Source organism: Chrysiogenia bacterium, from assembly GCA_020434085.1.
Classification (GTDB): domain Bacteria; phylum JAGRBM01; class JAGRBM01; order JAGRBM01; family JAGRBM01; genus JAGRBM01.
In genome coordinates, this window is record JAGRBM010000037.1 from 1 (window position 1) to 9,740 (window position 9,740).

The following is a 9,740-nucleotide window of genomic DNA, read 5'->3' on the forward strand; positions in this document are numbered from 1 at the left end:
AACCATGAGCCGAAAAATTCCCAGACTGGGCGCCGATGAAATGCCCACGGAGCTGGCGGACCAGCTCGCGCCGCGTATCCAGCGACTTGGATACCTGGGCGAGTTTTTCCAGGTAATGGCGCATCAGCCGCAGGTGCTCAGCACCTTCATTACGCTGACCGAAGAGCTCAAGGACGCCGTTCCGCAAAAACTCACCGAGGTTGTCTCCCTCACCATCGCGGCAAAAACCGGCAACGCCTACGAGCGAAACCAGCACGAGCGCCTTTGCGAAAAACTCGGCTACGAGCGCGCGTGGATCAAGGCGGTGCTGGCGCTCGATCCGGCCAGCGACGCGCTCGCGCCCGAAGAGGTCGCCACCCAGGAGCTCGCGCTCGCGGCGATGGCGGGCTTTGGCAAGAACTGTGCGGCGCCGTTTGAAAAGCTGCTCGACTTGGTCGGTCAGCACCACGCCCTGGGCGTGCTCATGCTCATTGGCCGCTACCTCACCCACGCCATCATCGTGAACACGCTGGAGCTGGAGCCCCCGGTTCGCTCCATCTTTGAAGAAGGGGACGCCGAATGATCGCGCCCGATTCACCGCGCTGGATCAGCGAGGCCGAGGTCGTCGAGATGCTCAGCCTGCGCGAGGCCATCGACGCGCTGGCCGAGGGGCTAAAGCGCGAGGCAAGCGGCAGCGCGCAAAACATGGTGAAGACACACGCGGCCTGGCCGGTGGAAGACAAGGAAGCCACGCTTCACGCCATCGGCGCGGTGTTTACCCCAAAGGGTTACGAACACGGCTTTGTCGGCACCAAGACCTGGGCCCACACGCCCGGCGGGGCGACGCCGCTCTTTGCGCTCTTCGATGCAAGCACGGGAAAATTGCTCGCCATGATCGAGGCCTTTGCCTTCGGCCAGATGCGCACGGCAGGGATTTCTGGTCTGGCGACGCGTTACATGGCGAGTGAGGATGCGAACGAACTGGCGATTATCGGCACGGGAAAACAGGCCCTGCCGCAGGTGGCGGCCGTGCACTGCGTTCGGCCCCTGAAGCGCGTGCGCGTTTTTAGCCGCACGCCTGAAAAACGCGAGGCCTTCGCCGCGAAGCTGCGTGAGAACTTCGATTTTGAAGTGGTCGTTGCAGAATCAGTGGCAGAGGCCGCCAAGAACGCGCCGATTGTTACGCTGGTTACCCGCGCGACAAGCGCGTTCATCGGCAGCGCGGAAGTCGCCAAAGGCGCGCACATCAACGCCGTGGGCGCCATCACCCCCGAGCGCGAGGAGTTTCACCAGGACATATTCCCCCGCGCTGCACGCATGGCCGCCGACAGCGTCGACAGCGTGCGCCGTCTCTCAGCAGAATTCCGCACCCGCATGGGAGAAGACGATGCCCACTGGGCGATGGTCGAGCCGCTCTCGAAGCTCGTCGCCGAAGACGCGCGCCGCCCGGGCGAAGCCGATCTCACCCTGTTCAAGGCCATGGGCATGGGGATCTCCGATCTCTCGCTGGCCTCGGAGATCTACGCCCGCGCACTGGGAAAAAATCTGGGACACAAGTTCCCCCATCCCGAGAAAGTTCCGATCCGTTTTTCCTGAGACGGATTTTGCACGCGAGGTAAGAACATGAGCGATGAACTCAAAGCCAAGATGATCGATGAGACCGGAAAGAGCGCCCCCGAGTGGAAGGCGATGCCGCCGGTGCTCATTCGCAAGGCCGAAATAGATGCCGAAATCGAGCGGCTCTCGAAGCTGCCCACCCCGGAGAACGGCCGCCGCCAGACGAGCATCGTTCACCCCTACCACGGGCTGAGCGGCCTGGCCCCGGGCATCAAGGTGAAGATCTGCGTTTTGAATCCCGGCGAACGCACCGCGCCCGTGCGCGAGAACGCCACGCAGGTGAATTTCTGCATCCAGGGCGGCGGCAGCATTGTCATCAACGGCAAGCCGCGCGCTTACGCCAAGTACGACACTTTCAACATTCCCTCGTGGCATGTCTACGAGCATGTCAACGATACCGACGAGGTGCAGGTGCGGCTTTGTTACTCCAACGCCGCGCTGCTCGAGAAGATGCGCGTGCACATTGTCGACGAAAACCCGCCCGCACCGGGCGAGGAAGCGGCCGCCGCGGCAAAGGCCGAGTCGGGCGAAAAGCACGAGGCGCAGAAGCATCCCTTCGGCACCTTCCAGATCACCGACGAGGGCGCCTACCTCATGCCCTACGAGACACTGGTCAATCCCGACGTCGTGGAGAGCAAGGCCCTGCACTGGCCGTGGAAGCTGGTGAAGGAAAACCTGGACAAGCTCGCAAATCTGGGTCAGGAATACCGCGGCCGACGTCTGTATCTGATGTACAACCCCTCCACAGGTCGCACGAACGGCATCACCAACAACTTCTTCGCGACCATCACGATCCGTCCGCCCAAAATTTCCGACCGCCCGCACCGCCATGTTTCGGCGGCAATCAACTACTTCTTCTCGGGAAGCGGTCATTCCATCGTGGAGAACAAGCGCTACGAGTGGAGCGCCGGCGACCTCATGCTCACCGCGCCCGGCTGGGCGCGACACTGCCACAACTCCCACGACGAAGCGGTCTACGAGCTGACCATCCAGGACAGCCCCCTCAACATCGCGATGGAGTCCCTGCTCTGGCAGGAAGACCTGGGCAAGCCCGCCTCCGTGCTGGGCGCCATGCACGGCTTTGACACAAACCGGGAGGCGCTGGCCAAATGATGAAACTCGACGAGAAGTTCCTGCGCGGCTCGTATCCGCCGCTCGTAACCCCGTTCAAGGACGGCGAGGTCGACTACAACTGCTACGCCAGGCTGGTGGAGCACCAGATCGAGAACGGAACCCATGGAATTCTGGTCACCGGCACGACGGGCGAGCCCAGCACGCTCACCATCGATGAGCGCGCCAAGCTCGTCGAGGTGGCCGTGCAGACTTCCAATGGCCGCGTGCCGGTCGTCGCCGCCACGGGCACCGAGTCCTACGTGGGCACGGCCGAACTCACGAACAAGGCCGAGAAGGCCGGCGCCGATGCGCTCCTTATCGTGACGCCCTACTACATCAAGCCGCCCCAACGCGGCCTGGTCGAGTATTACGCGGCGCTCGGCAAGGAATCGAAGCTGCCGATGATGATCTACCACATCCCCGGTCGCACCGCGGTTTCGGTGCCGGTGAGCACCGTGGCCGAGATCGCTGCGCGGGTTCCGACCCTTGTCGGAATCAAACACGCGGTCGTCGACCTCGACTACGTGACCGAGGTGCTCGACCACATGGGGATGGATTTTCGCATTTTCGTAGGGCTTGAGAGCCTGTCCTTCCCCATGCTCTGCGTGGGCGCGTGCGGCCTTATGAATGCCGTCGGCAACCTTGCGCCCAAACGCGTCTCGCAGATGTGCGAGGAAGTCTTTGCCGGAAACCTGGCGGCCGCGCGCAAACTGCACTTCGATCTCTTCGGCCTGAACAAGGCCGTGTTCCTGGACACCAATCCCATCCCCATGAAGTACATGATGATGAAGATGGGACTTCTCGAGCGCGCCGAGCACCGCCTGCCCATGGTCACCGTGACGGATACGCAGGCAAAGGAGCTCGACGCACTGCTCAAGGAAGCCGGGCTCGTCGGCTAGGAAGCGAGGCGCCATGTCAGCAATGGATGCAGCAAAGCGGAGTTGGCCCGCACCAAGCGCAGGGCGCGTGCCGCTGTGGGTTTATTCCGATCCCGATGTCTATGCCCTTGAGCAGGAACGCGTCTTCGCCGGGCCCACCTGGAACTACGTGGGGCTCGAGGTCGAGATTCCCAACCCCGGCGACTACCGGCGCACCTTCATTGGCGAGAAATCCGTCGTCGTCACCCGCACCAAAGACGGCGCAGTGCACTGCTTTCTCAACAAGTGCACCCACCGCGGCGTGGAATTCTGCCGAACCGATTGCGGCAACGCCCGCAATTTCATGTGCCCCTATCACCAGTGGGTGTTCGATCTCAAAGGCAACCTGATCGGTGTTCCCTTCCGCAAGGGCGTAAAGGGCCAGGGCGGGATGCCCGAAGATTTCGACTTCAAGGACCACCCGGCGCGGCCGCTTAAAGTCGAGGTCGTCAACGGCGTGATCTTCGCGTCCTTCGACCACGACGTTCCGCCCTTCAAGGACTATCTGGGCGAGTCGATGTATCACTACTTCACCCGCGTGTTCGACGGGCGCGGGCTGCGGCTTCTGGGGCACGAGCGCCAGGACATTCCCTGCAACTGGAAGCTGATGCAGGAGAACATCAAGGACCCCTACCACGCGAGCCTGCTGCACGTGTTCCTCGTGACCTTCGGACTCTTTCGCGCCGACCAGAAGTCGGAGGTGAAGCTTGATCCAAGTGGCGCCCACGCCGTGCTGGTCTCGCGCAAGGGCGAGCAGAAGGCCGGCGAAGGACTTGAAGAAATGGCGTCCTTCAAAGCCGACTACGCGCTCAAGGACCCGCGCCTTCTCGATCCGGTCAAGGAATTTCCCGATGCCAACACGGTCATCATGCAGACGATCTTTCCCAACCTCATCGTGCAGCAGCAGTCCAACACGCTGGCCACGCGCCAGATCATTCCGAAGGGCCCGAACAATTTCGAGCTCTACTGGACCTTCTTTGGCTACGAGAACGACGACGAGGCCATGGTGACGCGCCGCCTGCGGCAGGCGAACCTGATGGGCCCGGCGGGCCTTGTCAGCGTGGACGACGGTGAGGTGCTCGAGTTCACCCAGAACGGAGCGCGCCCGCATCCCGGCGATCTGGCCGTCATGGAAATGGGCGGCCACGACCACGCCGACACCGATCACATGGTGACCGAAGCCGCCATTCGCGGCTTTTACGAACACTATGCCCGGGTGATGGGCTTCAAGCGGGAGGGCGCATGAAACTCGACGATCTCTCAGCCATGGAACTCCAGTTCGAAGTCGAGCGGTTGCTCTATGAATACGTGCAGACTCTCGACGACGGGCACCTCGAACGCTGGCCCGTGTTCTTCACCGAAGAATGCACCTACCAGGTCATCGCCCGCGACAACTTCGATCGCGGCCTGCCGCTGGCGCTGATTCGCTGCGAGAGCCGCGACATGCTCCACGACCGGGTGACCGCGCTCCAGCAGGCCAATGTCTACGGCCCGCGCTACCTGCGCCATCTGGTCAGCAACCCGCGCGTGGTGGAACGGCACGAGGAGAGTGTGCTCGTCCAGAGCAATTTTGCCGTGCTGCGCACCATGCTCGATGAGCCGACGAAGATCTTTCTGGCCGGGCGCTACCTGGACCGGATCGTCGTCGATTCGGGCGTGCTGCGATTCAGCGAGAAGCGCTGCATTTATGACACCCTGCTCATTCCCAATTCCGTGACTTATCCTGTCTAGCCGGCGGTAATTTCGCCGCAACGAACGCCGCGCGAGCGGCATCTGTGGAGGGGAGGATTTCATGGCGAAGTCCGCGAAAATCGATTTGGTAGCCGAACTGTTCGCTTCGCTGGAAGACTTCCCACGGGCCGAGGCCCTCATGGAAGAGATCTACGACGGCAACGTCTACTTCCAGGATCCCATCCAGCGCGTAGACGGGTTGAAGGCCTTTCAGGACATGAACCGCCGCGTGGTGGAAAAAATGCCGGGGCTCGAGGTGAAGGTCCTTGGCGTCACGGGCAACGATCAGGCCGTCGCCGCCGAGTGGGACATGAGCTTCAACACGCTGGGCCGCCGGGTTCACCTGCCGGGCGTTTCGTGGCTGAGCTTCAACGCCGCCGGCAAGTGTTACCGCCACGTCGATTACTGGGACTGGATGGCGCTGAGCGATCAGGTCGTCCCTGCCATGAAATTCATGCACGACATCATGCGAAAGGCAGTTGGATGAAACTCTACGACGATCCGCTTGCTCCCAACCCGCGCCGCGTGCGCATTTTCATCAAGGAAAAGGGGCTCGACATCGAATTCGAGACCCTGCACATCGCCAAAAACAAGCACAAGAGCCCGGAGTTTCTTGCGAAGAATCCGCTGGGCCTGCTGCCGGTACTCGAGCTCGACGACGGCACCTGCATCAGCGAATCCGTGGCCATCTGCCGCTATCTCGAAGAGCTGCATCCCGAGCCCAACCTGATGGGGTGCGATCCACTCGAGCGCGCGCAGATCGAGATGTGGGCCCGCCGCATGGAAATCGAGCTGATGAACTACGTCGCCGGCTATTTCCGCAACACCCACCCCTTCTGGGAAGGGCGCATCCCCCAGGCACCCGACTGGGGAGAGATCTGCAAGAAAGCGGCTCTCAAGCGCATGGAGTGGCTCGATTCCGAGCTGGCCGGTCGCGAGTTCGTCGCCGGCGATCGCTTCACCATTGCCGACATCACCGCGCTTGTGGCGTGCGACTTCGGACGCATCACCAAGCTCTGGCCGCAGCCGCAGCTCGAAAACCTCACCCGCTGGCATGCCGCCATCTCGGCGCGGCCCAGCACGAAGGGCTAGAAGCCGCGGCCTTCGTTTTCGAGAAACGCGACTTCTTCGGGTGTCGATTTCCGGCCCAGCACTTCGTTGCGATGGGGAAAGCGTCCGAAGCGGTCGATGAGCGCCTTGTGCTTGACGGCGAACTCCAGCACGAAGTCGTAGATTTCCTGCTCCCCGGGCGGCGCCTCATGGGCGAGCTTCTGGTAGCACGCGACGCTGCGGTGCTGGAGCACCTGATCCTCGGCATGCATGAGCGGAAGATAGAGAAAGTGCCGTTCGGCCAGATGCAGTCCGGCGTCACCCTCGGCTTCCATGCACGCAAGCGTCAGGGCCTGCGCGCGCGGGTCCTGCGCAAAAGCGCGAGCATCGTCCCGGTAGATGTTGCGGGTAAACTGATCGAGCACGAGGATGAGTGAGAGCGCATCGCGCGCATTGCTCTCCCAGGAAGTAAGTCCGCCGCTCTCGGCCTCTTTGAGCAGCGCGCCAAAACGCTCGCAAATCTCGTCGTCGAATGCCGGGTCGGATTTGAACCAGTTTGCGCGCGTCTCCTGCGGAACGACGCCGCCGGCGTCCATCCCCTCAAACCAGAATTCACGCACCGCCTGCGCGCGCGGATCCGGCACGGCTACTTCTCCAGGAATCCCGTGTCCGTCATGAAGCGCGCCATTTCCTTGAGATACGCGCCCTTGTCCAGGTGCAGGATGTGGTTGCCCGGGAACCAGTGAATGCGCGGGCGGCCCCAGTGGTCCCAGAGAATGCGCGAGTGCTTGGGCGGCGCCAGCCGGTCGCCCACGCCGCCGATGATCATGAGCCGTTCCTTGGGAAGCACGGGCTTGTAGGTGAGCGGGCAGGTCACGGCGAGCATGTGGCGCATCTCCTTGACCGACTTGCGCATGGCGAACATCGCCGCGCGTGCCAGAGAGCCCAGCGGCTGCCACTCAAGCACAATGTCGGGAAGTGATACGACCGGGACGTTGGGCACGGCAAAATGCAGACGCGGCTCCACCGATGCCAGCAACGCGGAGGTAAAGCCGCCCAGGCTCACGCCGGTGACGCCGATTTTCTCCACGCCCATGTTGTCTTCGAGGAAATTCATGAACACGCGGAAATCGTGGACCGCCTGGCGGAAGGCCTCATTCATCCACGAAATGCCGTGGGCGAAGAAGCCGTGACCGCTAAAGGGGGAGAGCTTGCTCTGGCGCGCGCCATGGAAGGGCAGAATGTAGAGCATCACATCGCAACCGAGCGTGTGATACATCCACGGCAGCGCAAAGAACCACTCGTTGACCCAGTAGGGATCGGCCATGAAACCGTGCACCGCCACCAGCGTGGGACGCGGCTTGTCACCATGGCGCCAGAAACGCGCGATGGCGCGGCTGTTGCCGGTGTTGGCCATGTAGCTCTTGCGAAGTCGCGGATTGAAGGGCTCGAAGGGGCTCTCGAACGTGAGATCTTCACAGATCCCCGCGTCCTCGGGCTTGAAGTGCGGGGTCTTCGGCGCGCGCCACTTCATGGGCACGTCGCGCGGCGGCTGGATGAAGAATTTGTCCGGGTCACGCGCGTCGGCGATGTCCTCATACATGCTCTTCTCGTCCATCGCCTTTTTGAGCGTGATTGGATTGAAACCGGTAGGGATCGCAAGCGTGGTCAAGAGCGAGCCAGCCGCGGTACGCAGCGCCACGTCCATGGCGGCGGTGCCGCTCACACGGAACCAGTCCCAGGGTTCGAGCTCAAATCCCTCGGGCCGCGCGTAGAAGTTGCTTTCGAGATGGTCCCACCAGGGGCCCTCGGGCATGATGGAGGGCTGGTGCACCAGCGACTGGTGAACGATGCGAGAGACGACGCTTGATTCGGACATGGTGAATCTCCCCATGGACTTCCACCTCGTCGAAGGGGCCCCTCACATCCCGTCCGGCTGGTGACTCGGAAGTCAGCGAAATTCTAGCCGGTGGCGCGCCGCGTTGGAAACAAAGAATAGGGGCGGGTAGACCCCGCCCCTACAATTCCGTGCGCAGGGGCGGGGTCTACCCGCCCGCGAACAACCCGCTCAGTGGTCGTGCCCGCCGGCACCGTGGACGTGGCCGTGCTGGAGCTCTTCTTCAGTCGCGGGACGAATCTCGACAACCTTCACATCGAAGTTCAGGTCCATCCCGGCCAGCGGGTGGTTGCCGTCGATGGTAATGTCGTCGCCGTTGATCTCGGTAATGCTGAACAGCATCATGCCGTTGGGAGTCTGCGCCTGGAACTGCATGCCCACTTCGAGGTTCGGCGCACCCTGGAGCTGCTCGCGGGTGACGTGCTGGATGAGCTCGTCGGTCTGCTGGCCGTAGCCTTCCTCGGGCGGAACGGTGACCTGCAACGAGTCGCCGACGCCCTTGCCTTCGAGGTGCTTTTCAAGTCCCGGGATGATGTTGCCGTGTCCGTGCAGGTAAGCCAGCGGGCCGTGGCCGTCGCTGGAATCGAGCACATTCTTGTCTTTGTCGGTCAGCGTGTAATCCATCAGGACCACCGACCCTTTTTCAATTTTCACGAAAATCTCCTTGGAATTTGTATCGCCGGGCACTCTAGGGGATCAGTCGGAGAATCCCAAATTGGGGCAGGGGGCGGGCCCAGGCGGCTCCAAATCGCATCAACCAACCGACGACCGACAACAGCCCACCCGTCTCAACGTGCACGTGCACCTGCACGAGCACATGCACGTTGACCCAGCCCGAGCCGGTAATGGCCTGCGAATAGAAGCACGATCAATGCAGAGTAATCGGCCCTCTGGGCGCATCGGGATCGTGGTCGGGATTGGGGGAGAGGTGCCGGTTCTGGAGAATCCGCTCGCGCTTTTCGCGCCAGAAGGCGAAGGTCGGCACCGCGGCAGAGGCGTAGCTGACCCAGCCGTCCTCACCCACGTATTCAAAATCCCACTGGCAGTCGCGCCCGCCGCGGCTTGTCACCTTGAGCCGCGCGGCATCCGAGAGCGCGACCCCGAAGGCATCGAGCGCGCGTTCTTCTTCATCGAAATAGAGGTGCAGCCCCTCCACCGTGACGGCAAAGCGCCCGCCCCCGCAGTCGAAAGCCACGTCGAATCCCTCGAGATCATTCTTGGGAACCACGATGCTGAATTCGTCACGTTCGTAGCGGATCTCCGGATGCTTCGAGAGTTTGGCGACGATCTTGTCGATGGGGGTGGCCATGGGGGAAGTGTAGCGCATGGGGAAAAACAAAAACCCCCGGTCCTTTGGACCGGGGGTTTGTTTATCAGCGCGATAGAAAACGCGAAGCGCTACAGGCCCATCTGGCGGGAGATGATGAGCTTCATGA

The 9,740-nt window shown here is 62.2% G+C and carries 12 protein-coding genes; 8 read left to right on the plus strand and 4 right to left on the minus strand.

All coding sequences use genetic code 11. The features are described from left to right. Positions 1–4 precede the first annotated feature (4 nt). The 8 genes from KDH09_00980 to KDH09_01015 all read left to right on the plus strand — a co-directional run bounded on the left by KDH09_00980 (position 5) and on the right by KDH09_01015 (position 6,449). Complete coding sequence (locus KDH09_00980) at positions 5–562, plus strand: hypothetical protein (GenBank protein ID MCB0218241.1); 558 nt, start codon at positions 5–7, stop codon at positions 560–562. Next, complete coding sequence (locus tag KDH09_00985) at positions 559–1,575, plus strand: ornithine cyclodeaminase family protein (GenBank protein MCB0218242.1); 1,017 nt, start codon at positions 559–561, stop codon at positions 1,573–1,575. Before KDH09_00980 ends, KDH09_00985 begins: the two co-directional genes overlap by 4 nt. A 27-nt stretch (positions 1,576–1,602) precedes the next feature. Continuing rightward, positions 1,603–2,709 (plus strand): gentisate 1,2-dioxygenase, encoded by a 1,107-nt coding sequence (locus KDH09_00990; protein ID MCB0218243.1) that lies wholly within the window; start codon positions 1,603–1,605, stop codon positions 2,707–2,709. Next, positions 2,706–3,608, plus strand: coding sequence for a 4-hydroxy-tetrahydrodipicolinate synthase (locus KDH09_00995; protein MCB0218244.1), 903 nt, complete (start codon positions 2,706–2,708; stop codon positions 3,606–3,608). The genes KDH09_00990 and KDH09_00995 overlap by 4 nt, the downstream gene beginning before the upstream one ends. A 13-nt stretch (positions 3,609–3,621) precedes the next feature. Beyond that, positions 3,622–4,872 (plus strand): aromatic ring-hydroxylating dioxygenase subunit alpha, encoded by a 1,251-nt coding sequence (locus KDH09_01000; protein ID MCB0218245.1) that lies wholly within the window; start codon positions 3,622–3,624, stop codon positions 4,870–4,872. Between the two features lie 20 nt (positions 4,873–4,892). Beyond that, complete coding sequence (locus KDH09_01005) at positions 4,893–5,357, plus strand: aromatic-ring-hydroxylating dioxygenase subunit beta (protein MCB0218246.1); 465 nt, start codon at positions 4,893–4,895, stop codon at positions 5,355–5,357. Positions 5,358–5,418: 61 nt separating this feature from the next. Beyond that, complete coding sequence (locus KDH09_01010) at positions 5,419–5,844, plus strand: nuclear transport factor 2 family protein (protein MCB0218247.1); 426 nt, start codon at positions 5,419–5,421, stop codon at positions 5,842–5,844. After that, complete coding sequence (locus tag KDH09_01015) at positions 5,841–6,449, plus strand: glutathione S-transferase family protein (GenBank protein MCB0218248.1); 609 nt, start codon at positions 5,841–5,843, stop codon at positions 6,447–6,449. Before KDH09_01010 ends, KDH09_01015 begins: the two co-directional genes overlap by 4 nt. Here KDH09_01015 and KDH09_01020 read toward each other — a convergent pair. The 4 genes from KDH09_01020 to KDH09_01035 all read right to left on the minus strand — a co-directional run bounded on the left by KDH09_01020 (position 6,446) and on the right by KDH09_01035 (position 9,631). Then, positions 6,446–7,051 (minus strand): DUF924 domain-containing protein, encoded by a 606-nt coding sequence (locus tag KDH09_01020; protein MCB0218249.1) that lies wholly within the window; start codon positions 7,049–7,051, stop codon positions 6,446–6,448. The two genes, KDH09_01015 and KDH09_01020, sit on opposite strands and share 4 nt — an antisense overlap. 2 nt (positions 7,052–7,053) lie before the next feature. After that, entirely contained in the window at positions 7,054–8,223 is a 1,170-nt protein-coding gene (locus KDH09_01025) for an alpha/beta hydrolase family protein (GenBank protein MCB0218250.1), read from the minus strand. A gap of 252 nt (positions 8,224–8,475) precedes the next feature. Next, a complete protein-coding gene (locus KDH09_01030) occupies positions 8,476–8,958 on the minus strand; it encodes a peptidylprolyl isomerase (protein ID MCB0218251.1) in 483 nt (160 codons plus the stop codon). Between the two features lie 214 nt (positions 8,959–9,172). Further along, complete coding sequence (locus KDH09_01035) at positions 9,173–9,631, minus strand: hypothetical protein (GenBank protein ID MCB0218252.1); 459 nt, start codon at positions 9,629–9,631, stop codon at positions 9,173–9,175. Positions 9,632–9,740 lie beyond the last annotated feature (109 nt).

Coding starts and splice junctions, on each gene's coding strand:
- KDH09_00980 (MCB0218241.1), top strand. CDS start 5: ATGAGCCGAAAAATTCCCAGACTGGGCGCCGATGAAATGCCCACGGAG.
- KDH09_00985 (MCB0218242.1), top strand. CDS start 559: ATGATCGCGCCCGATTCACCGCGCTGGATCAGCGAGGCCGAGGTCGTC.
- KDH09_00990 (MCB0218243.1), top strand. CDS start 1,603: ATGAGCGATGAACTCAAAGCCAAGATGATCGATGAGACCGGAAAGAGC.
- KDH09_00995 (MCB0218244.1), top strand. CDS start 2,706: ATGATGAAACTCGACGAGAAGTTCCTGCGCGGCTCGTATCCGCCGCTC.
- KDH09_01000 (MCB0218245.1), top strand. CDS start 3,622: ATGTCAGCAATGGATGCAGCAAAGCGGAGTTGGCCCGCACCAAGCGCA.
- KDH09_01005 (MCB0218246.1), top strand. CDS start 4,893: ATGGAACTCCAGTTCGAAGTCGAGCGGTTGCTCTATGAATACGTGCAG.
- KDH09_01010 (MCB0218247.1), top strand. CDS start 5,419: ATGGCGAAGTCCGCGAAAATCGATTTGGTAGCCGAACTGTTCGCTTCG.
- KDH09_01015 (MCB0218248.1), top strand. CDS start 5,841: ATGAAACTCTACGACGATCCGCTTGCTCCCAACCCGCGCCGCGTGCGC.
- KDH09_01025 (MCB0218250.1), bottom strand. CDS start 8,223: ATGCCCGAGGGCCCCTGGTGGGACCATCTCGAAAGCAACTTCTACGCG.
- KDH09_01035 (MCB0218252.1), bottom strand. CDS start 9,631: ATGCGCTACACTTCCCCCATGGCCACCCCCATCGACAAGATCGTCGCC.